Annotated in this window: 17 protein-coding genes; 8 read left to right on the top strand and 9 right to left on the bottom strand. The window is 64.9% G+C overall.

Annotation, left to right across the window (positions count from 1 at the left end):
* Nucleotides 1-2: 2 nt before the first annotated feature.
* Together pyrH and HNO88_RS09110 are read right to left on the bottom strand one after the other, a co-directional pair.
* Nucleotides 3-722, bottom strand: coding sequence for a UMP kinase (pyrH, locus tag HNO88_RS09115; RefSeq protein ID WP_184244290.1), 720 nt, complete (start codon nt 720-722; stop codon nt 3-5).
* Nucleotides 723-860: 138 nt separating this feature from the next.
* Nucleotides 861-1,301, bottom strand: coding sequence for a DUF2721 domain-containing protein (locus tag HNO88_RS09110; protein WP_184244288.1), 441 nt, complete (start codon nt 1,299-1,301; stop codon nt 861-863).
* Nucleotides 1,302-1,458: 157 nt separating this feature from the next.
* Between HNO88_RS09110 and rplO the strand changes: the two genes are divergently transcribed.
* The 4 genes from rplO to HNO88_RS09090 all read left to right on the top strand — a co-directional run bounded on the left by rplO (nt 1,459) and on the right by HNO88_RS09090 (nt 5,332).
* Nucleotides 1,459-1,989: a 50S ribosomal protein L15 gene (gene rplO, locus HNO88_RS09105; RefSeq protein WP_184244286.1), complete on the top strand. Its 531-nt coding sequence runs from the start codon at nt 1,459-1,461 to the stop codon at nt 1,987-1,989.
* 208 nt (nt 1,990-2,197) lie between these two features.
* Nucleotides 2,198-3,565 carry a preprotein translocase subunit SecY gene (gene secY / locus HNO88_RS09100; RefSeq protein ID WP_184244284.1) on the top strand — a complete coding sequence of 456 codons (1,368 nt, stop codon included), beginning with the start codon at nt 2,198-2,200 and terminating at the stop codon, nt 3,563-3,565.
* Between the two features lie 90 nt (nt 3,566-3,655).
* Nucleotides 3,656-4,303, top strand: coding sequence for an adenylate kinase (locus tag HNO88_RS09095; protein WP_184244282.1), 648 nt, complete (start codon nt 3,656-3,658; stop codon nt 4,301-4,303).
* Nucleotides 4,304-4,618: 315 nt separating this feature from the next.
* On the top strand, nt 4,619-5,332 hold the full coding sequence (locus tag HNO88_RS09090; protein ID WP_184244280.1) for an EthD domain-containing protein: 714 nt from the start codon (nt 4,619-4,621) through the stop codon (nt 5,330-5,332).
* Nucleotides 5,333-5,384: 52 nt separating this feature from the next.
* On the opposite strand, the gene HNO88_RS09085 is transcribed toward HNO88_RS09090, so the two are convergent.
* Both HNO88_RS09085 and HNO88_RS09080 read right to left on the bottom strand, forming a co-directional pair.
* Entirely contained in the window at nt 5,385-7,916 is a 2,532-nt protein-coding gene (locus HNO88_RS09085; RefSeq protein WP_184244278.1) for a penicillin-binding protein 1A, read from the bottom strand.
* 50 nt (nt 7,917-7,966) lie between these two features.
* On the bottom strand, nt 7,967-8,833 hold the full coding sequence (locus tag HNO88_RS09080) for an N-acetylmuramoyl-L-alanine amidase family protein (RefSeq protein WP_184244276.1): 867 nt from the start codon (nt 8,831-8,833) through the stop codon (nt 7,967-7,969).
* 554 nt (nt 8,834-9,387) lie between these two features.
* Between HNO88_RS09080 and HNO88_RS09075 the strand changes: the two genes are divergently transcribed.
* Nucleotides 9,388-12,201 carry a ribonuclease E/G gene (locus HNO88_RS09075; protein ID WP_184244274.1) on the top strand — a complete coding sequence of 938 codons (2,814 nt, stop codon included), beginning with the start codon at nt 9,388-9,390 and terminating at the stop codon, nt 12,199-12,201.
* Between the two features lie 220 nt (nt 12,202-12,421).
* On the opposite strand, the gene HNO88_RS09070 is transcribed toward HNO88_RS09075, so the two are convergent.
* Together HNO88_RS09070 and HNO88_RS09065 are read right to left on the bottom strand one after the other, a co-directional pair.
* Nucleotides 12,422-13,564, bottom strand: coding sequence for an acyltransferase family protein (locus HNO88_RS09070; RefSeq protein WP_184244272.1), 1,143 nt, complete (start codon nt 13,562-13,564; stop codon nt 12,422-12,424).
* 83 nt (nt 13,565-13,647) lie between these two features.
* Entirely contained in the window at nt 13,648-14,367 is a 720-nt protein-coding gene (locus HNO88_RS09065; protein WP_184244270.1) for an SDR family NAD(P)-dependent oxidoreductase, read from the bottom strand.
* A gap of 230 nt (nt 14,368-14,597) precedes the next feature.
* On the opposite strand from HNO88_RS09065, the gene HNO88_RS09060 reads away from it, so the two are divergent.
* Genes HNO88_RS09060 through zapE form a run of 3 tightly spaced genes read left to right on the top strand, consistent with a single transcriptional unit; the run spans nt 14,598 to nt 16,979 of the window.
* Nucleotides 14,598-15,380: a succinate dehydrogenase iron-sulfur subunit gene (locus tag HNO88_RS09060; RefSeq protein ID WP_184244269.1), complete on the top strand. Its 783-nt coding sequence runs from the start codon at nt 14,598-14,600 to the stop codon at nt 15,378-15,380.
* A 28-nt stretch (nt 15,381-15,408) separates the two neighbouring features.
* Nucleotides 15,409-15,867 carry a PaaI family thioesterase gene (locus HNO88_RS09055; protein WP_184244267.1) on the top strand — a complete coding sequence of 153 codons (459 nt, stop codon included), beginning with the start codon at nt 15,409-15,411 and terminating at the stop codon, nt 15,865-15,867.
* A complete protein-coding gene (zapE, locus tag HNO88_RS09050) occupies nt 15,864-16,979 on the top strand; it encodes a cell division protein ZapE (protein ID WP_184244265.1) in 1,116 nt (371 codons plus the stop codon). The genes HNO88_RS09055 and zapE overlap by 4 nt, the downstream gene beginning before the upstream one ends.
* A 518-nt stretch (nt 16,980-17,497) precedes the next feature.
* Here zapE and HNO88_RS09045 read toward each other — a convergent pair.
* The 3 genes from HNO88_RS09045 to xrtA form a co-directional block, all read right to left on the bottom strand.
* Nucleotides 17,498-19,792, bottom strand: a complete 2,295-nt coding sequence (locus tag HNO88_RS09045) for an EAL domain-containing protein (protein ID WP_184244417.1) — start codon at nt 19,790-19,792, stop codon at nt 17,498-17,500.
* 246 nt (nt 19,793-20,038) lie between these two features.
* Nucleotides 20,039-21,934, bottom strand: coding sequence for an XrtA/PEP-CTERM system amidotransferase (locus HNO88_RS09040; RefSeq protein ID WP_184244263.1), 1,896 nt, complete (start codon nt 21,932-21,934; stop codon nt 20,039-20,041).
* Between the two features lie 10 nt (nt 21,935-21,944).
* Nucleotides 21,945-23,477: an exosortase A gene (gene xrtA, locus HNO88_RS09035; RefSeq protein ID WP_184244261.1), complete on the bottom strand. Its 1,533-nt coding sequence runs from the start codon at nt 23,475-23,477 to the stop codon at nt 21,945-21,947.
* Nucleotides 23,478-23,486: the final 9 nt, after the last annotated feature.

Genomic DNA, 23,486 nt, shown 5'->3' with positions numbered 1-23,486 from the left:
GTTCAGGCTCCCTTCTGGACGATCGTTGCGGTGCCCTCTCCGGCGAGCACGCGGGCCAAGTTGCCCTGCTCGCGGATCGAGAACACCACGATCGGAATCGCGTTGTCGCGGCACAAGGCCACGGCGGAGGCATCCATCACCTTCAGATTGTGGGCGAGGACGGTGTCGTAGTCGACCTGATCGTAACGCTGGGCGCTCGGATTGGTTTTCGGATCGGAGTCATAGACGCCGTCGACGCTGGTGCCCTTGAGCAGCGCGTCGCACCGCATCTCGGCCGCGCGCAAGGCGGCGCCGGAGTCGGTGGTGAAGTACGGCGCGCCAACGCCCGCGGCGAAGATCACCACGCGGCCCTTCTCGAGGTGCCGTTCGGCGCGGCGGCGGATCACCGGCTCGCAGACCTGGTCCATCTGCACCGCCGACTGCACGCGCGTCTCGACGCCCAGCTGTTCCAGCGCGTTCTGCATCGCAAGCGCGTTCATCACCGTCGCCAGCATGCCCATGTAGTCGGCTTGCGCGCGGTCCATGCCCTTGGCGGCGCCGGCCATGCCGCGGAAGATGTTGCCGCCGCCGATGACGAGGCAGATTTCGAGTCCCGTCTCCTTGGCCGCCTTCACTTCCTTCGCCATCTCGGCGACGAACTCGGGATCGATCCCGAACTGCTGGCTGCCCATGAGCACTTCGCCCGAGAGTTTCAGGAGGACGCGCTTGTAGGGGGATGCCATGGGGCCGATGTTCTCGCGAGGCTGGAGGTCGGTTGCGGCTTTAGGGAGACACGCAACGGTTGCCAAGGGGAGAGGTGCCTGGCGGCACTGATCCAGGCGAGCCCCTCTCCCCCTTGGGATCACGGCCCCATCGGTGGATCAGAGGGTGCGGTGCAGCTCCAGGTAGTCGCGCGGGATCCGGAGCGCCTGTGCCGCCACTTGAGTCTCGCGAAGGAAGAGCAGCAGACCCCACATCAGCAGCGCCAGGGCGACGATGAAGGTGCATGCGGCCACCAGTTGCAAGTCGGCCTTGGCGACTTCCTCCAGGAACAGCAGCGCAACCGTGGTGCCAATGAAGAGGCATGAAAGCACCAGCAGCCGGATCGCACTAGTGCTCAGCACCATTCTGCGGTCCACCAGGCGAATCTCGCTGACGACCATGTCATGCGCCGCTCCGCTCGTTGTGGTATGCAGGTCCTGCAAGATGCGCGAGCGATCGACGACCCGTCCCAGCCGAGTCGAGATCAGGTTGAGCATGTTGCCGATGGCAACCAGGACGAACACGGGTGCGAGCGCGAGCTGGATGGTTTGCGCGATCATTTCTTCGCAGTCTCGATCGAAGGAGAGAACCTCGGGGCAACCTTTTGCGGCATCATGTGCGCCGCCTCGGGTCAAATATCCAGATGACATCGTGCACTCGATCGCCTAAGGGCCCGCGCTTCCATCAGCGCGACAAAAGCGAAAGCGAGTGCATACCATGAACCTTAACGACATCAGAGACAACGCCGGAGCCCGTCACCGCCGCATGCGCGTGGGCCGGGGCATCGGCTCGGGCAAGGGCAAGACCTCGGGCCGCGGCCAGAAGGGTGCCAAGGCGCGCTCGGGCGTCTCGATCAACGGTTTCGAGGGCGGCCAGATGCCGCTCCACATGCGCATCCCGAAGCGCGGCTTCAACAACAAGAAGTTCGCCAAGGACTACGCAGAGGTCAACCTGGGCTTGGTCCAGAAGGCGATCGACGGCGGCAAGCTCGACATCTCGGGCACCGTCGACCACGCCGCGCTGAAGGCCGCTGGCCTGGCCCGTGGCGGCACCGACGGCGTGCGCCTGCTCGGCAAGGGTGAGCTGACCGCCAAGGTCGCGTTCTCGGTCGCCGGCGTCAGCGCCGGCGCGCGCGAGGCCATCGAGAAGGCCGGCGGCTCGGTCGCCCTGCCCGAGCCCGTGGCGCCCACCGGCAAGTATGCCGACAAGCCGCGCGGCAAGAACGCCGCCCGGGCAGCCAAGGCCTAAGCATCGAGTACACCGACGGCGCGGCGCTTTCCTTGTGGAGAGCGCCGCGCCGTCAAGTTGATGCGGGATTGCCGCGCGTCTCGAGACAACTATATGCGCTGTCTCGACCCCGCGAGGTTCGACAAGCGCGCCGGCCTGCGATAGAGCTGCCGGCAATTGCCTGACGAAACCTTGGGCGACCCGCACAGTTTAAGGCTTTCCCAGTCCGATGGCATCACGCGCCGACAACATCGCCAGCACTCTCAGCCTGGCCAACTTCTCCAAGGCGACCGAGCTCAAGAAGCGTATCTGGTTCACGGTCGGCGCGCTGATCGTCTTCCGCTTCCTCAGCTTCGTGCCGCTTCCCGGTGTCAATCCGCTGGTCCTGCAGTCGCTCTACGAGCAGACGCGCGGCGGCATTCTCGACATGTTCAACGCCTTCTCGGGCGGCGGCCTTGAGCGCATGAGCCTCATCGCGCTCGGCGTCATGCCCTACATCACGGCGTCCATCGTGGTGCAGCTCGCCGCCTCGCTCCACCCGGCGTTGATGGCGCTGAAGAAGGAAGGCGAGGCCGGACGCAAGAAGCTCAACCAGTACACCCGTTATGGCGCCGTCCTGCTGTGCGGCATCCAGGGCTATTTCGTCGCTCAGGGCCTCGAAGCCTATGGCGCATCCAGCGGCCTGCAGGCCGTCGTCGATCCCGGCATGATGTTCCGCATCGGCGCGGTGGTCAGCCTGATCGGCGGCACCATGTTCCTGCTGTGGCTGGGCGAGCAGATCACGAGCCGCGGCATCGGCAACGGCGTCTCGCTAATCATCATGGCCGGCATCGTCGCGCAGATGCCGACCTTCGTTTCCAACGTGATGAACCAGTATTCGGCCGGCGATACCGGCTCGATCACCATTGTGCTGCTGGTCGTGCTGATCGTGGCGATGATCCTGTTCATCTGCTTCATGGAACGCGCGCAGCGCCGCCTGCTGATCCAGTATCCCAAGCGCGCGACGCAGCGCGGCATGATGCAGGCGGACCGCAGCCACCTGCCGCTCAAGATCAACACCGCGGGCGTAATCCCGCCGATCTTCGCCAGCTCGCTGCTGCTGCTGCCGCTGACGATCACCCAGTTCGCCGGCAACTCGCTCTCGCCCGATTCGAAGATGGGCCAGGCGGTTGTCGCGCTCAACCAGTACCTGGGCCACGGCAAGCCGCTCTACATGCTGCTCTACGCCGCCGGCATCATCTTCTTCTGCTTCTTCTACACGGCGGTCGTCTTCAATCCGGAGGAGACTTCGGAGAATCTGAAGAAGAACGGCGGCTTCATCCCCGGCATCCGCCCGGGCAAGAACACCGCGACGTACCTGGACTACGTGCTGACGCGCATCACCGTGATCGGTGCGATCTACCTTACGATCGTCTGCGTTCTGCCCGAGTACTTCCTCTCGCAGACCGGCCTGCCCTTGCTGTTCATGGGCGGCACCAGCCTGCTGATCGTCGTCAACGTCACCGTCGACACGATCACGCAGATCCAGTCGCACTTGCTGGCCCACCAGTATGGCGACCTCATCAAGAAGGCCAAGCTGAAGGGCCGGTTGCGCTAAGCGGCATCGCGCTTCCGCAAAGGGCGATTGCGCCGGGCGTCATCAGCCTGCAAGAATGGCGCAAAGTTTGGGATCAGGGGGATACTAGGCGTGAACATCATCCTGCTGGGGCCGCCGGGTGCGGGCAAGGGAACGCAGGCACAGCGCCTCGTTGATCGGCGCGGCATGCGCCAACTTTCCACCGGCGACATGCTGCGCGCCGCCGTCAAGGCCGGCACGCCGATCGGTCTGCAAGCGAAAGAAGTGATGGATCGCGGCGAGTTCGTCTCCGACGCCATCGTCTCGGGCCTGATCGGCGAGGAGCTCGACATGATGGGGCCGCAAACCGGCGCGATCTTCGACGGCTATCCCCGCACCGCCGCACAGGCCGAGTCGCTTGACGTCATCCTCGCCGAACGTGGCCGCAAGCTCGACCACGTGATCGAACTCGACGTGAACGAGGATGCGTTGGTGGAGCGCATTACCGGCCGCTTCACCTGCGCCACGTGCGGCAAGGGCTATCACGACACGTTCGAGAGGCCTCATGTCGAAGGCACCTGCGACAAATGCGGCGGCCATGAGTTCAAGCGTCGCCCTGACGATAACGCCGAAACGGTGCGCACCCGCATGGCCGAGTATCGCGCGAAGACGGCGCCGATCCTGCCAATCTACGAGGCTCGCGGCATCGTCGCCAAAGTCGACGGCATGGCCGACATGGACGAGGTGACGGCGGCCATAGAAGGCATTCTCGGCGCCTAGGATCGCCGGACGACGCCGCCCGCAGTTGCGGGCGCGCTGTATGGGGACTGTCTGAATCCAGTGTGCGCACGCTCTCGGTGTCGAACGCGCTTGACGTAGAGAACCACGCTGGCCGGAGCGGGCGGCTTGCCGCAACTCCGACATACCAGCGGAGGATCGCAAGGGCATCAGGCCGATAAGGCAAGCGCGCGGTGCTGACGGCGCGCCCTAAGCAGTCGCGAAACGCTTGTGACCTCGATTCACGATGATACTATCCGATCCGTATTGAAATACGTCAGCGGGCGCGTCGTGCCGGGCCGACATGCGGGAGGGTACATGGCCGTCAAGCTGATCCTGCTTCTATCAAGGCACCCCGCGTTCGCCCCATCTGACTTTTCCGCGAATTGGGTGGCTGACGCCTTCGACCGCAACGAGGCTGTCGGCGGACCGGTCAGGCATCTGCACAATCGCGCTGTGGAAGGCGATGCTCCTATCGAAAACGCGCCACCCGCTGCGTTCGATGCGGTGGACGAATTGTGGTTTGAGGATGAAGCAGCGTTGGACGCCTGGCTGTCGGCGGGCGGGGCCGGTCAGGCCTGGCTGGATAAGGCACGTCGGCTACTTCAAGAACCGCCATCGGCAATCGCGGGTCGTGCGAGACTTGTCTGGGAGCGGGACGACACGGGCAGGAACCTAGGCCCGGACCCCATCAAGATCGTTACTTTGCCCACCCGCGCTTCTGGCATGTCCGCTCAGGAATTTGTCGACCACTGGATCGATGTTCACTCCGTCCTGGCGCTAAAGGGACCAGGCACACGCTCCCGGCTCAAGCGGCTGGAGAACTGCCCCGCTGCCCTGCCTCTACCGGATTACCTATCTCGGTCCCGGTACGACGGCGCCGGTGCGATCGAGTTCGAGAGCCGTGCCGACCTGGCCGCGGAATTCGCCTCGGATCATTACCGCCAGGTCATGGCCCCCGACGAGCCACGCTTCACCGATATCCAGCGGTCCTGTGCGGTCATGGTCGAGCCGATATCGATCATCGACTGAACTCCCCGCCGGACCGTTCGGCTCGGCATAAGCTGCAGCCGGTCGAAGCCGCTCAGTACAATCCACCCTGCTCCTGGACGAAGTCGCCCGGCTCACTCTCGACCTTCGGGCGCGAGGCGGCGATACGGTCCGCCTGCGCACCGCGGATCTCGGCGATCAGGGCGTCACGCTTGCGGGTAAATTCATCCTGCGCGGTGTAGCGCTTGGGTTCGGTGTCGGGCTTGAACGCCTCCCAGATGATCGAGGACTTGGGATCGTCGCTGGGTTCCGCGCCCATGACCTGCTTGCCGCTCACCCGGTCGATCCGGACCATGCGGATGCCGGCGGGCGCGATGAAGGGCTGGCGGCTCCAGCGATCCTTGGTGGCGAGCACGACCTGCTTGAAGATCGGCGCGGCGATGCGGCCGCCTTGCGCATAACCGCCGAGCGAGCGCGGGTTGTCGTAGCCGAGATAGACGCCCGCCACGTAGTCCTGAGAGCCGCCCACGAACCACACGTCGGTGGGGCCGGAGGTGGTGCCGGTCTTGCCGAACAGCGGCAGCTTGAGGTCGCGCAGCGTCACCGCCGTGCCGCGGGTGACCACGCCCTCCAGCATGTGGACGGTCTGGTAGGCGGTCGCCGGATCGAGCACCTGCTTGCCGCGACGCGCCAGGCGCGGCATCGGCTTGCCGTCCCATTCGGGCATGTTGCAGCTCATGCAGCGGCGGTCGTCGCCGCGCCAGATGACCTTGCCATTGCGGTCCTGCACGTAGTCGATCAGCGAGGCATTGAACTGCACGCCGTTGTTGGCGAGCGCCGCGTAGGCGTTGACCATGCGGCCTACCGTCGTTTCGCCCGCGCCGAGCGCGAAGGAGAGATAGGCCTTGTAGTCGCCGATGCCGACGTTGTGGAACGTCTTGATGACCCGCGGCATGCCGGTGTCGTTGGCGATGCGGACCGTCATCAGGTTGCGCGATTGCTCCAGGCCCCAGCGCATCGTGTGCGACCCGCCGCCGCCGCCGCCGAAGTTGCGGAAGCATTTGTTGCCCAGCGCCGCGCCCTGGTAGACGCAGAAGGTACCGTCGAGCACCTGCGTCGCCGGGGTCATGCCGTACATGAGGCCGGTCGCATAGACGAACGGCTTGATGGTGGAACCCGGCTGACGCATCGCCTGCGTCGCGCGGTTGAACGAGCCCAAACCGCTGTCGAACCCACCCTGCATCGCCAGGATGCGGCCGGTGGCGGGCTGCTCGATCACCATTCCGCCCGACACTTCGGGGATCGAACGCACGGCATAAGTGCCCGAGTTGATCGGCGCTGCCGCGATCACATCTCCGGCGCGGACCTTGTCGGGAATTCCGGTCAGTTCGGCCGTGCTGCCGTCCGTGAAGCCGATCTGCCCCGAACTGCCGCTGCGTGAGATGACGACGCCGATGCGCCAGTCCTTGTAGTCGATCGTCAGGTTGGAGACGATCAGCTGCGTCTGCCAGGTGTCGAGATCGTCGATATGCGCCAGCGGTCCCACCCAGCCCCGATTGCCATGATAGCGCAGCAGCCCTGCACGCAGCGCGTCGCGCACCGCGTTCTGCATGGTCGTGTCGAGCGAAGTGCGTACCCAAAGACCGCCGGCATAGACGCTGAGCGGTCCATCCTCGGCATTCTCGCCGAAGCGATCGATCAACCGACGGCGGGTTTCCTCGACGAAGTAGCCGATCGAGGGATCGTAGCGCTCGGCGCGACGCGGTTTTAGGCCGAGCGGCAAGCCCTTGGCCTCGGCGGCGGCCGCTGGCGTCGCCCAGCCATTGGCGACCATCTGGTCGAGCACGTAATTGCGCCGGGCAATTGCCATGTCCTCGAACTTCTTGCGGCCGTAGCGCTCCGGCGCCTTGGGCAGGATGGCCAGGAACGCGGCTTCGTGCAGGTCGAGCTGGTCGACGTCCTTGTCGAAGTAGGCGCGCGCGGCGGCCTGGACGCCGAAGCTCTGCCGACCCAGCGGGATCTCGTTGAGGTAAAGCTCCAGGATCTGCTGCTTCGACAGCGCCGATTCGATACGCCGCGCGACAATCATTTCCTTGAGCTTGCGGGTGACCGAATACTCGTCGCCGATGAGGATGTTCTTGGCGACCTGCTGGGTAATCGTCGACCCGCCCTTGGCGCGTCCGCCCGATCCGAGCTTGGACGCGTAGTCGACAACCGCGCCCAGCAGGCCAGTGTAGTCCACGCCGCCGTGCGTCCAGAAGGTCTTGTCCTCGGCGGCGAGATAGGCGTCGATGAGCTGCTTGGGGAAGTCGACGAAGCGCAGCTGCACGCGCCGTTCGCGGGCATAGCTGTAGGCGATCTGCCCATCGATTCCGCGCACCATGGTGGGCAACGGTGGCTGATAATCGGCCAGCTTGTCGGTGGAGGGCAGGTCCTTGGTGAGGATCGCCCAGAAGGCGCCAAGCCCCACCAGCCCTGCCAGCACCACGTAAGAGAACCGCCGCAGCCACGGCCGACGGCGCCACGCCGCTCCCATCGAGCGGAACACGCCGCCGCCCTCGCGACGAATACGATAAGTCACTTCCCCAGTGTCTGGGTCCGCTTCGGGTCCGGCCGGCTCGCTCATTGCGCGCGTCCTCTAGCACGGGGGTTTCGCGCAAGGCCAGCCGTCACCGATCAGGTGCCCGCCTGACGTGCGAAATAGACGCGGATAGCTTGCGCTGCGGCATCGGCGATCGTCTCGCGGCCTTCCGGCGAGTTGAGGTACTGCGCGTCCTCGGCATTGCTGATGTAGCCGGTTTCGAACAGGATCGAGGGAATGTCGGGCGCCTTGAGGACGGCCAGGGAGGCCGATTCGACCGTCTCGTAGTGCAAGGGCACTTGCCCGCGGATCTCGCGCAGGAACAGGTTTCCCGCAATGGCCGAGCCCGCCTGGGCCTCTCGCTGCGAGAGGTCGAGCAGGATGGCGCCAACCGTGTCGCTGGTTTCGGAGAGGCTGACGCCGTTGACGGTATCGGCGCGGTTCTCTCGCGCAGCGAAGCGGGCGGCCGTCTGGCTCGACCCTTTTTCCGAGAGGATGTAGACGCTCGCCCCCCTCGCCGCATCGCTTTCGGCGCTGTCGGCGTGGATGGAGACGAACAGGTCTGCCCCCAACTGGCGAGCGATGCCGGGACGCTCGCTTAGCGTGACGAAGCGGTCCTCATCCCGCGTCATGGCCACGCGGATGCCTCCGCCGGCGAGCAATCGCTCGCGCAGGGCGAGCGCGATGGCGAGCGCGACATCCTTTTCCTTGATCGGCCCTGCCCCCGCGCCCGGGTCGAAGCCGCCGTGTCCGGGATCGATCACCACCAGAGGCCGACTGGCATCCTGTGGGCCGGAGATGGCAGGTAGGTCGCGGGCGCGATCGACCGGAGGCAACTCCAGCCGAACCACGTAGCCTTGCGCTGCACTGCGCTCCGCCGCGAACAGCTGCAAGCCGGCCGCGCAGGCGAGGCACGCCAGCGGCACGAGAAGCAGCAAAGCAAGCTGAAGGCCGCGCGACATTGTTCCATACGCCTAATTGGCGCGCCGAGGTCCGGCAATGGCCTTGCTAAGGGTCCGCAGTAAGATCCTGGTAACCATAAGCACCTAGGTTGCTGGTGGTTCTGGCAGGACCTTGCTCGGCAAGGACACAAATGCTAGGCCAACTCGACCCGGGGCCTCTGGCGGCTTCGAACCTCGCTTTTCCGAGATACAGGCCCCAGATGGCTTCGGACAGCGCCGGCTCTCGTCAGGAACCCGGTCGTCACGCGTCGGAGATCATCTTCGGCACCCGCACAGGTTGACGCGAACCATGAGAATGCAATTGCCGTCCTGCCAGCCGATGCCCGAAAGGGCGTGGGCGGTCCGGACGCATTTTGCAGCGCCGCCGATCGCGCCGCGCACTCACGGCTTTGCAGACACGAAATCCGCTGACGAGGCGCATCGCCTCGGGATGCTTCACCGAGCCGCGCCGGCCAGCACGGGCACTCGCCCGAAGCCGGGCCGCGGCACCACTGAACAAAATCGCGCCCCCGCTGCCCTCAGGGCACTGCCGCGGCGCGTCTGGAGAATACACAATGGCAACGCGCATGCTGATCGATGCGCGCCACCCGGAAGAAACCCGGGTGGCGGTCCTCAAGGGCAACAGGATTGAAGAGTTCGACTTCGAGTCGGCCGACAGGAAGCAGATCAAGGGCAACATCTACCTCGCGAAAGTCACGCGGGTAGAACCGTCGCTGCAGGCGGCGTTCGTCGACTTCGGCGGCAATCGCCATGGCTTCCTGGCCTTCAGCGAAATTCACCCCGATTACTACCAGATCCCCAAGGAAGACCGTGAGGCCCTCCTCGCCGAGGAAGCCGCGCATGCCGAGGAAGAAGCCGCGCTGCGCGCCAGCGAGGGTGACGACGAGGACGATCACGGCTCCGAGGACCACGATCATGACCATGACGACTTCGGCGACGAAGGCGGGCTGACCGAAGTCGACACGTCCGAGAAGGACGAAGTCGCCACGCTCGAGTCCGGCCAATTCGAGGACGGCGAAGAAGGCGACGAAGACTCGTCCGAGGAAGAGAGCACCGGCGAAGATCGCTCGCAACGTCGCGGCGGCCGTGGTCGCCGCCAGGGCAAGGGTGGTGGTGGCCGCTCCAAGGAGGCCGACGAGCTGCGCGCCAAGCGCATGGCGCTGCGCCGCCGCTACAAGATCCAGGACGTCATCCAGCGCCGCCAGGTGCTGCTGGTCCAGGTCGTCAAGGAAGAGCGCGGCAACAAGGGCGCGGCGCTGACGACCTACCTCAGCCTCGCCGGCCGCTACTGCGTGCTGATGCCGAATTCGAGCCATGGCGGCGGCATCAGCCGCAAGATCAGCTCGGCCAGCGACCGCAAGCGTCTGAAATCCATCATCTCCGAGATGGACCTGCCGCGCTCGATGGGCTGCATCGTGCGCACCGCCGGACTCCAGCGCACCAAGACCGAGATCAAGCGTGACTTCGATTATCTCGCCCGTCTGTGGGACGAGCTGCGCGAAACCACGCTGCGCTCAGCCGCGCCGACGCTGATCCACTCGGACAGCGACCTGATCAAGCGCGCGATCCGCGACATCTACAACCGCGACATCGAGGAAGTCGTAGTGGAAGGCGAGGAAGGCTACCGCGCCGCCAAGGACTTCATGAAGCTGCTGATGCCCAGCCACGCAGCCAAGGTGAAGCCCTACTCCGACCCTGTGCCCCTCTTCCAGCGCTTCGGCGCCGAGGACCAGCTGACCGCGATGTACGATCCGGTCGTGCAGCTGCGTTCGGGCGGCTACATCGTCATCAACCCGACCGAGGCGCTGGTTTCGATCGATATCAACTCGGGCCGCTCCACCAAGGAGTACGGCATCGAGGCGACGGCGGTGAACACCAACCTCGAAGCCGCGCACGAGATCGCCCGCCAGCTGCGCCTGCGCGACATGGCCGGTCTCGTCGTGATCGACTTCATCGACATGGAATACGGATCGAATGTCCGTAAGGTCGAAAAGGCGATGAAGGACGCGCTCAAGAACGATCGCGCCCGCATCCAGGTCGGCCGCATTTCCAGCTTCGGCCTGATGGAAATGAGCCGCCAGCGCCTGCGCACCGGCGTTCTGGAAGCCACCACGCGCGGCTGCCCGCACTGCGACGGTACCGGCTTGGTCCGCACCGCCAGCTCGGCCGGCCTGTCGGCCCTGCGTCTGATCGAGGACGAGGCCGCCAAGGGCCGCGGCGTGGTGATCTCGCTGTTCGCCAGCACCGAGGCGGCGATCTACCTGCTCAACGCCAAGCGTGCGGATCTGGCCGACATCGAGGCGCGCTACGGCGTTTCGGTCGAGGTGATCCCCGAAGGCGAGAACGAAGGCGCCAAGATGCGCGTTCTCTCGTCCGGCCCTCGCAACGAGTTCGTGCCGCGCTTCGATCCGATCGCCGACGAAGTCGAGGACGAGTACATCCCCGAGGAGGATGAGGAAGAGGAAGAGCTCGCCGCCGATGAGCAGGAGCGTGAGCCGCGCGCCGAGGGTGATGGCGAAGGTCGCAACCGCAAGCGGCGCAAGCGTCGCCGGGGCCGCAACCGCGACCGACGCGAGGAAGGCGAGACGGCGTCCGAAGGCGAAATCGTCCAGACCGAGGGCGACGAGCTCGACGGCGAGGAGCAGGTCGAAGGCGAAGCCATCGATGACGATGCCGATGCCGACGCTGCCGTCGAGGGTGTAGAGGCAGATGCTACCGAGGACTCCGAGGCACCGCGCAAGCGCCGTCGCCGTGGCGGTCGTCGCCGGCGTGGCGGTCGCGACCGTGTTGGCGAGGAAGGCGAAGCTTCCGAGGCGCAGGACGGTGAGGCCGATGCGGTCGATACGATTGCCGAGGAACTCGCTCCGGTGGCCGAGGAACTGCCTCAGGTAGCCGAAGCCGGACCAGGCGCGCCTTTGGATGAGCCGGTTGCCGAGGAGGAGCCGGCGCCCAAGCCGAAGCGGACGCGTCGCAAGAAGGCAGATGTGGAAGCGGCCGAAGCTCCGGTGGAAGCGCCTGTGGAGAGTGTCGAGCCTGCGGCCGAAGCACCTGCCAAGCCCAAGCGCACGCGTCGCAAGAAGGCGGATGTGGAAGCGACCGAAGCGCCCGCTCCGGTGGAAGCGCCAGCAGAGGTTGCCGAGGCTCCGACGGAAGCGCCTGCCAAGCCCAAGCGCACGCGCCGCTCGAAGGCTGCCGAGGCTGCGCCTGCTCCCGTCGCCACTGAGGAAACGGCTGCGCAAGAGCCGGTCGCGGCAGAGGCCGAGGTTCCGGTCGCCGCAAACGAGGACACTGCGGGTGAAAACGGCGATGACGCTGCTCCCGGAAGCAAGCCGCGTCGCGGCTGGTGGCAGCGTACGTTCGGCGCCTGATCGTTCGAACCGAACTGAACGAAAAGCACCCTCCGGCCTCAAGCCGGGGGGTGTTTTCGTTTTAGGCATAGCCTTGGCGCGGGTCCCTGCTCAGGAGCAGGTGGCAGGATGCGCTGAAGACGTAATCCAGCTCAGTGCGCCATCGAGGGAGTCACCCCTCTCCACCAATCGCTCCGTGATCGGCCCCCACGCCCCTTGCAGGGCGATTTTGGGCGTGCTCTCAGGTCGCCAGCGGCGCCCGTCGAGGTACCGTCAGCCCCTCGAAGAGCAGCGACATGGCGCGCATGCGCCCGATCCCCAGCCAAATTGCGTAAGACGCTCCGAACGACAGCGCCATGATCGCCATCGCCTTGGCGAGCGGCGGGACCGGCAATGGCTGCGCCAGCCACACGAACAAGGCGATCAGTGGGAGATGGAACAAGTAGATTACAAAGGACGCGTCCGTCAGCCGGCGTACCAGTACGATCGGACGGTCGAGCAGCGTGCGCGCGACCGCGATGAGCACCAGGGTCGTGGCCAGCGCGGCGATGGTGCCGATAAAACGCTCGGTCATCGGCGTGACCTCCTTGTGCACGGCCAACCACAGTGCCGTCCCTGCGATAGCGACCAGCACTACAGGTAGCGAAACGCGCATCGTCCGCTCGCGAAAGGACCGCGCCCGCCCCAGCACGCAGCCCAGCGTGAACCAGGGCAGATAGATGATCGTCTCGTCGAGCCGGAGGATCTGCTGTGGCACCATGGTGGCAAGGCCGATCCTGTAGAACGCTTCCAGCGCAAAGGCCTCCCACAGGCCCACCAGAAGACCAAGCCCGCCAAGCGTCAGCACGAAGTGCCGAGCCGCCCATGAGTCGATGGCGTGAGGCAGGAAGCCGGACCGCAGACGGGGAACGCGCCGTGCGAGCAGCGCCGTCGCGCTCGAAAGATAAAGCAGCACCACGATGAACCACAAGTGCCGCACCCAATAGCCGCCGGACGTCAGCGAGTTCTCGCGCCAGGATCGCAAGGCCTCCTGCGCAGGTAGGTTCGACAGCTCGCAGACCAGGTTCATCGCCGGTACCAACGTGACGATGCACGTCAGGAACGGCAGGCCCAGACGGACGAACCGACCCCTCAGCCACGCCATGGGTTCGCGGCGAGCCAGCAAGAGCATGGCGAAATATCCGGCGACAACGAAGAACGCCGGCATCCGGAACAAGTGCAGGCCCTCCGCCAACTCGGAAAAGCCGCGCACACCCTCGCCAGAGTGGACGATGAAGTCCTGCCCGGGCTGGTAGGACAGGGCGACGTGATAGGGGATGCCCAGCAGCATCAGGAATGCGCGCAAGGCATCCCAGAAGTGTTCACGCTGGCTCTGCGTCGTCATCCTGCTCCTCTGTGCATCTCGTGCGGGCACACGGACGTGCGGTGCGCAGAATTAACTCAGGATAGACGACAAGGCTGCCTCGCTCAGAACGGGATGCGTTGCCCGTCCCAGGCGAGGAATGCTCCGGTATCGGCGGGCGTGAGCCCATTGATGACGCCAAGCAAATTCGTGGCAGCCTCGTGCGACGCTGTCAGCTGGCCTTCGGGCAGGTTGCGCTGGAACGCGCGCGAGAGCGGGGTATCGACTGTCCCGGGGTGCAGGGCCACGACGATTGTCTGCGGGTGCGTGCGTCGAAGCTCGATCGCGAAGTTGCGGATCAGCATGTTAAGCGCCGCCTTGGACGCGCGATAGCTGTGCCAGCCACCCAGTCGATTGTCCGCGATCGAACCCACCCGCGCCGACAGGATCGCGAACACCGCCCGTCGATCGCGGGGCAGCAAGGGCAACACATGCTTGGCGACAAGCGCCGGGCCGATCGCATTCACCGCCATCATCTCGCTCATTCGAGCGGCATCGATGCCGCGATAGGATTTCTCAGGCCCGCTTCCGTCCTTGAACGCCAGCGCCCCGGTCGCGACGACGATCAGATCCGGCGGCGCCTCCGCCATCCCCGCTGCAGCCTCGACAATCGAGCTCTCGTCCAGCAAGTCGAACGCGAAGGGCCGCACTTTGGCGCCGGCTTCGGGCAACCGGCGACCGCCCGCGTGGATGCACGCCACCTCGTCCCGCTCCGCCAGCGCCGCGACCAGTGCCGCGCCGATGCCGCCGGTCGCGCCGAACACACAGACATTGCGTTTGCTCATGGCGCCGGAGCTAAGGCGGATCGAGGAACCTCGCCAGTTCCCTTGCGTGCGTCGGGTGCTCAAATGCGCGCAGCCAAGCCGCGTCAATGGCGAAGGGACGTGCGCCCGCCGCGTGCAAGAGTCCTTGCGGGAATGGCACCATGAGGCCCCTTGCTCCGGCCCGCACAATCGCTAGAGGGTTAAGACAATCGCGGGCTTTTGCCGCAGTGCAGGATCACAGGAAAACGTCGATGGCGCAGTTCTCCCTCCCGGCCAACAGCAAGATCAAGAAGCGTGGCAACGTCCACAAGGCCGAGGGCGCGACGAAGGTCAAGACGTTCACCGTGTACCGCTACGATCCGGACAGTGGTGAGAACCCGCGTTACGACACGTTCGAGATCGACCTGGAAAAGTGCGGCCCAATGGTGCTCGATGCGCTGATCAAGATGAAGAGCGAGGCCGATCCCACGCTCACCTTCCGCCGCTCGTGCCGCGAGGGTATCTGCGGGTCGTGCTCGATGAACATCAACGGCCGCAATGGCCTCGCCTGCACTACCGCGATCGAGGATCTCAAGGGCGACATCCGCATTACCCCGCTGCCGCACATGGAAGTGATCAAGGACCTCGTTCCCGATTTCACGCACTTCTATGCGCAGTACGCCTCGATCCGTCCCTGGCTGCAGACCGTCTCGACCACACCATCGGGCAAGGAGCGCCTGCAGAGCCCCGAGCAGCGCGAGAAGCTGGACGGCCTGTACGAGTGCATCCTGTGCGCCTGCTGCTCGACCTCGTGCCCCAGCTATTGGTGGAACTCCGACAAGTTCCTCGGCCCGGCAATCCTGCTTCAGGCCTACCGCTGGCTGGCGGACAGCCGCGACGAGATGACCGGTGAGCGCCTCGACGAGCTGGAGGATCCGTTCCGCCTCTATCGCTGCCACACCATCATGAACTGCGCCAACGTGTGCCCCAAGGGCCTGAGCCCCGCGCGCGCGATTGCCGAGATCAAGAAGATGCAGGCCGAACGCCAGGTCTGATCCCGCGGGTAGCGGCAGGACTGGTGCGGTGAAGCCAACCTCGGCGTTCATTCACGAACTGGACGACGCGCATCCCGGTTGGCACACCTGGGACTTGGCCGACCAGACACGCTTCAACCCAGCGGTCATCGGGCGGATGATCATCCGCCGCGAAGGTGAACGCGGTGCGCGGCTGCGCATGCTCGACACGCAAGTGCGCCACAGCAACCTGCACGGTGCCGTCCATGGTGGCGTGACGCTGGCCGTGGTCGACATCGCGATGTTCGCGACGATCTATACCGTGCTGGGTGCCGACGTGGCCGGCTCGGTGACGCTCGACCTCAACTGCCAGTTCATCGGCGCTGGGCTGATCGGCGGACCGCTCGATGTTTGCAGCGAAGTCATGAAGGAAACCGGTCGGCTGGTCTTCCTGCGCGGCACGGTCGAGCAGCCGCAAGGGCTGGTCGCGAGCTACATGGGCACCCTGCGCAAGCCGAGCCGGACATGACCGGCATTCTGGACCGCTACGAAGCGCTGGCCGCCACCGGCGAGCTGCGCCCCGATCCCGACCAGGCCGCTGCGGCCGAGCGGCTCGACAAGCTGCAGCGCGAGCTGGAGAAGGCCAAGGCTTCGGTCGGGCTGATCGGCCGGCTGATGAAGCGCAAGGCGGACAGCCCGCGCGGCGTCTACATGTGGGGCGGCGTCGGCCGGGGCAAATCGATGCTGATGGACCTGTTCCACCAGACGCTCGCAATTCCCGAGAAGCGGCGCGTACACTTTCACGCCTTCATGCTCGAAGTGCACGCGTTGCTGAACGTCGAGCGCAAGAAGGAGGCCGGCGACCCCATCCCGCCGGTCGCTGCGGCGATCGGACGAAACTTGCGCTGTCTCGCCTTCGACGAGATGGTGGTCAACAACTCGGCCGATGCCATGATCATGAGCCGGCTCTTCACCGCCTTGATCCGCGACGAGGGTGTGACGATCGTCACGACCTCCAACCGCGCACCCTCGCAGCTCTACAAGGATGGGCTAAACCGCGAGCACTTCCTGCCGTTCATCGCGTTGATCGAAGGGGAACTCGACGTCCTGACGCTCGATGGTCCGACCGACTATCGGCTGCAGCGCCTGGGCGGCATGGACACCTGGCACACGCCGCTTGGCGAGGAGGCTACGGCACAGACGCGAGAGGCGTTCTATCGCCTGACCGACTACCCGCCGGAAGACGCCGAACACGTGCCCTCGGCCGATCTCGAACTGGGCGGCGGACGCACGCTCCATGTCCCCAAGAGCCTGAAGGGCGTCGGCGTGTTCAGCTTCAAGCGCCTATGCGGAGAGCCGCGCGGCGCCGCCGATTACCTGGCGATCGCGCATGCGTATCACACGGTCATCATCGTCGGCATTCCCAGGATGGGCCCGGACAAGCGCAATGAGGCCGCACGCTTCGTCACGCTGATCGACGCGTTGTACGAGAACAAGGTAAAGCTGATCGCAGCCGCGGATGCCGCGCCGGAGGACCTTTACCAGGCAGGCACGGGCCGCTTCGAGTTCGAGCGCACCGTCAGCCGCCTGAACGAGATGCAAAGCGCGGATTACCTGGCCCTAGGCCACGGGCAGGATTGAGCGAAACGGGCTGGTCCGCCGTTTAGGGCACGACATCACCGGGCACCCATCGCAGAAGGTCTCTCAATCGGGGCGCCCCGCATCGATCCTGGCGCTGACACATCGACCCGACGCCTAGATCTGGGAAGCATCTGCCACAAACAAGCTTCGATGAAGCAGCCGAGGCTGCCCTCGAGACGTGCCGCAAAGCGACAAGCAGATGTAGTTTCGCGACGCCCCACAAGCAAAAAGCTTGTCAAACGCCGAAAATAATGAAGGCGCCTCGAGCCTGGACCCGCGACGCCTACCTGACGCATTTAATCCGTCAGAACTTTCTGCGACCTTATCGTTGTCAAGATCGAGATTACTTGATCTGAAATCCTCGATTTGCAGCAGGTTACCCAGCCACAATCAAAGAATTTCACTCAAACGTCGACCAACCCCAGTACCACATGTTTCAATTCCCCATGTAAAACCAACCGCGGTTTTCCGCGGTGGCAACAGGGTTACCAAAACCTTAGCGATCCATCAACACTTTTTTAACCAGCGGTACGGACGCTCTTCTCTGGCAGGTGCTTGGTGAAGTCTCGGAATGGGACAGGTCTTCCTACGTAGTATCCCTGAACTTGATCGCACTGCAGACTTCTTAGCAACATCAGCGCTTCAGCTGTTTCCACCCCTTCCGCTACGACCTGCCGACCGAGCGAGTGCGCCATTTCGATGATCGATTGCACCAGCAGGTGATCGCCCGGATTGCTGTCGATCTCGCGAATGAACGATTTGTCGATCTTCACTTCGGCGGCAGGAAGATACCGCAGATAGTCGATCGTCGCGTTGCCGGTGCCGAAATCGTCGATCGAGATCCGCAGGCCGGCAGCCACGAGCTCTTCCATCATCTGGACGGTCTTGGCCGATCGATCCAATCGATCTGTTTCGGTGATCTCCAGGATCAAGTGCGCAGGCGCAAGGTCATGGGCCGCCAAGGCTTCCAGGATCATGCGCGGCAACCGGGGATTGCGCAGCAGCTGTGCCGAGATGTTGACGGAAACCGAGAAGTCATGACCATCACGCACGTAGCTGGCGGCGGCGCGGACCGCCTTGTCCAGCACGAAGCGGGTGATCCGCTCGATGCGATGGTACTCCTCGGCGATGCCGATGAATTTCTCAGGACTGATCGGACCGCGTTCAGGATGCGACCAGCGCGCCAGTGCCTCGGCGCCGATCACCTTGTTGGTCAGCAAGTCCAGCTTGGGCTGGAATGCGACCCAGACCTCACCATTGTCGATCGCGCGATCGAGCGAGGCCAGCAGCGAGATTTCCCACTGTACTTCGCCTTTGGCGCCATCGTGATGACAGACGAGCTCGTCCGACCGAACGGCCTCTTCTGCCGACTGCATGGCGTTCGCCAGGCGGTTCGCGATCGTGTTCTGCAGCTCCGAATCCACCCCGCAATTGAACCCCACGTCGACTTCGGTACCCGCGATGATGATGCCGTTCTGGACGATGCGGTGCAGGCCCTCGAGGTTCTCGAAAAGTTCGACGATGTCCGTCAGGTTCGAGATCCAGACGAACATGCCGCCTTCATGATAGACCGCCACGTCCGGCTCGCTGATGCGGATACGCCTCTGGATTTCGGTAGCGAGATCCGCTTCGACCGCACCCTCGAAGCTGCGAATGATTCCAGAGTAGTTCCGGATCTTCAGAGCGACGAGCAGACCCGACGAACGCTCGCCCATCCCCCGCAACGCTTGAAGACTTGGAAGACCTGATGCTGCATTCGTCTCACTAACGTCGTTTATCTTGTCGAGCGTCCGGGCGCGAAATGTCGCGTAAACAGCCATGACAGTGGCAGGCAGGACCATCAACTCAATGCCATACCGGTCCAGCATGATTGGCGACACAAAGAGGATCACGGCATAGCCGGCAAGGCGCAGCGGCTTGAACGAACGTCCTCGTCCGATCCCCGTCGCCATCATGAGGGCAACCACGAGATAGGTCGGAATCCAGCCTAGAGCGATTGGTTTCTGCCCAATCAGCGTTTCCGCTGCAATTACATGGAAGAAGACGCTGGGAGCGAACTCGCCGAGAGGCAGCGGGTGCACCTCGCTAGAAGACGCCGTCAGACCAATTACAATCTTGCGACCGGCAACCTGCTTGGCTCCCACGCGACCGTTTAGGACGTCGATATAGCTGATCGTCGGTATCGTCGTGTGATCAAGGGCAAAGTCGCCCCGGAAAACTCCTTCGGTTTCCTCCGTCCTGTCGGCGAGAGCCGCCGCCAGAGAATGCACAGTGCCAAGGGTGCTTTTAGACGTATACGGGAAGCTAAAGCTCATGTTGAGTGGGTGAGAAGCTACTGCCAGAGACACCAGTCCCGCATGCTCGCGAAATTCCCGAGCAGGCACCCTGCTTAGCGTTGCTTTCCGCCATCCTGTCTGCATGGCCGCACCCAGGTAAACTCGCCCCGGATACCGCTCAAGCGCCTCGATGAACTTGGCCGCGCCCGCCGTGCGCGGAGAAAACGGGTACGTTCGGTTGAAATAGACTTCGCTGGCGCCCGCCCTCATCAGGTTATCGACGACTCGCGCGTCCAGTCCTGGGTTCACATCGTTGTCATGCAGCGCCTCGAGCGAGCGATCATCGATCTTGACGATGACGATTCTGCCACTCGCCTTTTCGTGCCGCAGCTTGGTACGGGCGGCAATGAACAGATCCTCCAGCGGCAAGGTCAGGTTTGTCACGCCGCAGAAGGCGCCCAGCAGCAACGCCGAAATCACGATGCGAGAGCGGCGGTTGTTCCAGATGTGGCGGAGACGATCCAGAGGCAAGATCATGCCGCGCACTCGCGCGCCCGCCATCCGCGGCACGCGCCGTCACGTACACAAGCGCCCGGACCGACGGACCGAGGTGCTTGCGAGAGCGAGACTTGAGAGAGGCGACCGTTGCTGTTCATGACGTCCTAGCTGACGCTTACCAGGTCGTCCTAAGGGCAATGTCCTAAGATTGGGTTTAGTTAACGTACCAACCGACGGCACGAGCCTCGCTCGCTGCGAGCAAGACGACGGTTAACAGACCCTTGATCAGGCGGTACCGAGTTGCTCCAGGGATCTGTTAAGCATCAGAAGTTGCCACAGTATCCGGGCGTTGTTGGCCCTGCCGGAGACATGATCCTGCGCCAGCGCGGCCAGCCTTCGGTTGTCGAACCATCCTGTCCGCGCGAGTGCGGCGCTTCCGCCAATTTCGTGCGCAACACCCGCCAACGGACCACGAAACCAGGCTTCGATCGGCATCACGAAGCCCTGCTTCGGGCGGTAGAGGATGTCGTCGGGCAAATAGCGGCGCATCGTCTGCTTCAGCAGCCACTTGCCTTGCTTGCCGCGCATGCGGACGGCCTCGGGCAGAGTGGCCGCGAACTCGATCAAGCGGTGATCGAGCAGCGGCTCACGGGCCTCAAGGCCCACGGCCATGCTGGTCCGATCGACCTTGGTGAGGATGTCACCCGGCAACCAGACCTTGAGATCGACATACTGGGCGCGGTCCAGCCCCGAGCGAGCCGGTGCCGCGCGCATCAGATCGGTGACCAGCGCCTCGGCGCGATAGTCGCCCCGCAACCGCTTGAAATCCGGCGAGTAGAGCGCCTCGCGCAGTTCGGGCGGAGCGACGCAGATCGCGCGGGCGTAGCCAGTGGCGCTGTCGCCAGCGAGCGAGAGGAGCGTGGTCTTCGCTCGCAACGGCCGCGGTGCCCAATCGGCTTTCGGGTAGATCGCCCCGAGCGAGCCGAACACCGGTCCACGCAGAGCGGCAGGCAACACCGCGCGCAGGCGATCTTCGCCATGCTGGAAGACGTGTCGGCGGTAGCCGGCGAACGCCTCGTCCGCACCGTCGCCGGATAGCGCAACGGTCACCGTCTCACGCGCCAGCTGGCACACCCGCCAGGTCGGGAGCGCGGAGGCATCGGCAAAGGGCTCGTCGAACATCGCCGCGAGCGTATCGGCGGACTGGAAATCGTCCGGCGAGACGGAGCGCACGCGATGGTCGGTCCCGAACTGTTCTGCGATGCGGGTGGCATAGCCGCTTTCGTCAAGCGCGGCGACGTCGAAGCCGATCGAGCAGGTCTTCACCGGCGATGCGCTCGCCTCGGCCATCAGCGCGACCACGCTGGAGCTGTCGACACCGCCCGAGAGGAATGCGCCGAGCGGCACGTCGGCCACCATGCGCGATGTCACCGCCTCGCGCATGAGATGCAGCAGTTCGGCTTCGAGATCCTCGACTTTGCCCTTGCGGCGCTCGGCAAACGAAATGTCCCACCACTGGAGAGGGCGCGGCATCGGCTTGCCGCATTCGAGCAGCAGCGAGTGACCGGCCGGCAGCTTGACGACGCCCTTCAGGATCGAGCGGGTGTCGGGAACGTAGCCCCACGCGAGGAAATCCTCGATGGCGAGCGGATCGACTTCGCGGCGCAGCAGCGGATGGGCGACCAGCGCCTTGAGCTCGGACCCGAATGCCACGCTGCCGTCGCTCAGCTGAGCCAGGAACAGCGGCTTTACGCCCAAACGGTCGCGTGCCAGGAACAGCGTGCGCGCGGCCAGGTCGTAGATTGCGAAGGCGAACATGCCGTGCAGGCGGCTGACGCACTCGGGGCCCCACTTCTGCCAGGCGGCGAGGATCACCTCGCTGTCGCCATCGGTGCGGAACTCGGCACCGGAGGCGCGCAATTCCGCACGCAGCTCGCGGTAGTTGTAGATCTCGCCATTGAAGACCAGCATTGCGCGGCCGTCGGGCGATGCCATCGGCTGCGGCGAGCCGGCGACGTCGATGATCGACAGTCGACGGTGGCCAAGGCCGGCCCCCGGAGCAGTCCAGACACCCTGCCCGTCAGGTCCGCGATGCGCGATGGCATCGCACATGCGCTCTATGCGCGCGGGATCGACCGGCTTGGCGGTTTCGAGATGGAAGATACCGGCGATGCCGCACATGTCGCCGCTCCTACTTCACGCCGCCGATGCGGTCCATCCACGGGCCGAGCGGTCCGGCCGCCTGCACGAAAGCCTGGATCGCAGGCTCCGCGGGCTTGCCGGCATGGTCTTCCGCCGAGACGATCAGCACCATCGTGGGCTGCGCCCGCAAGGCCAGGCGGTCGCTCATGGCGGCCAGCTTCAGTCGGGCGTTGCTGCCGGTGAGGATCGTGCCGTTGCGATACCAGGTCTGCGCGACGCGAGGTACGCGGCCTGCCCCGAGCAACCGCTCGCCATGGCTGCCGGCAAGCGGCGTGGCGTTCGCCTGCCACGCCCACTCACTCTGCGGCACCAGTGCGCCCTGGCCAAAGCCGCCCGCCTCGTGGCCTTCGGTTTGGCTGGCATAGAGGGCATAGAACACGTCGACCCGGCGACCGTGCGCATCGGCATAGCTGCCCAGCAGGCGGTGGTCGGCCCCACCTGCGCGCGGCTGCCACCAGATCCGTGGGCGATAGTCGACTCGCGTCCAGCCGGGCACGGTCGGCAAGTCGATCGCCGGCGGCAGGGTCGCGCGAATGCTGTTGGCGGCATGCGCCCAGCCTTGCGCGCCCAGCACGATCGCCAACGCCGCGAGCAGGGCCTGCGCGGGTGCCAGCCGCATGGTCGAAAGGCGTGCGAGCAAGGGCGGGCGGTCGATCGCCTCGGCATCGATCATGGGGTCGTCGACCGCCCGGTCGAAGAACCGCCAGGCAAGCGCCACGATCAGCGCGATGACGAAGGCGAAGAAGAACCAGCCATAGACGATGTGGTCGAAGCCGGCGGCCGCCTCGACGCCGAAGATCTGCGCGGCATAGATCGTGCCCCAGGCACGCACGCCATTGGCGAGGATCGGCACCACCACGCAGGCGAGCATGAGCCAGGTGCGGCGCGATGGGCGCACGAAGCAGGCATTCGCCATTAGCGCGCCGAACGCCATCATCGCGACCAGGAACTTGACGCCCGAGCATGCCTCGGCAACCTCGAACAGGCCTGCCGGGGTGTCGATGAACACGCCGTCGACCTGGGCCGGGATGCCGCTGAGATGAACCAGCGCGATCGTGATGTGCGCCGTGACGGTCTGCAGGACGGTCACCAGTTCCTCGCCGCAAGGAACCAGGAAGACCATGTAGAACAAGGGAAACAACAGCCCGGCCGTGACCTTGGGGCCGGCCAGCAGCGGCACCATCGCAGCGCTCAGCGCGACCACGCCGGCTTGCCGCGCGAGATCGAGCCCGCTGAATGCCCCGAGAAGCCACAGGAACGACGCGCCCGCGACCAGCACGAGCCCCGGCCACCAGGGCTCGGGCGTCAGCTTCGCCAGCTCGCTCCGCCGCTGCCAGACCAGCCAGGCCAGGATCGCCGGCACCAGCAGGATGTGGTTGTAGGTCGAGATGTCCCACCACTGGCGTGCCATCGCCGCCCAGTCGCTGGCGAACAGTGCCAGGATCAGCGCGGCGGCGAGGCCGAGCCGCACAAGCGTCACGCGCCAGGGTTGGCTCAGCGTGGGCCGGCGCGTGTCCGGCATCGGCAATGC

Source organism: Novosphingobium chloroacetimidivorans (genome assembly GCF_014204535.1).
In the GTDB taxonomy this organism is placed as follows: domain Bacteria; phylum Pseudomonadota; class Alphaproteobacteria; order Sphingomonadales; family Sphingomonadaceae; genus Novosphingobium; species Novosphingobium chloroacetimidivorans.
This window is presented reverse-complemented; position numbering and strand designations above follow the sequence as displayed.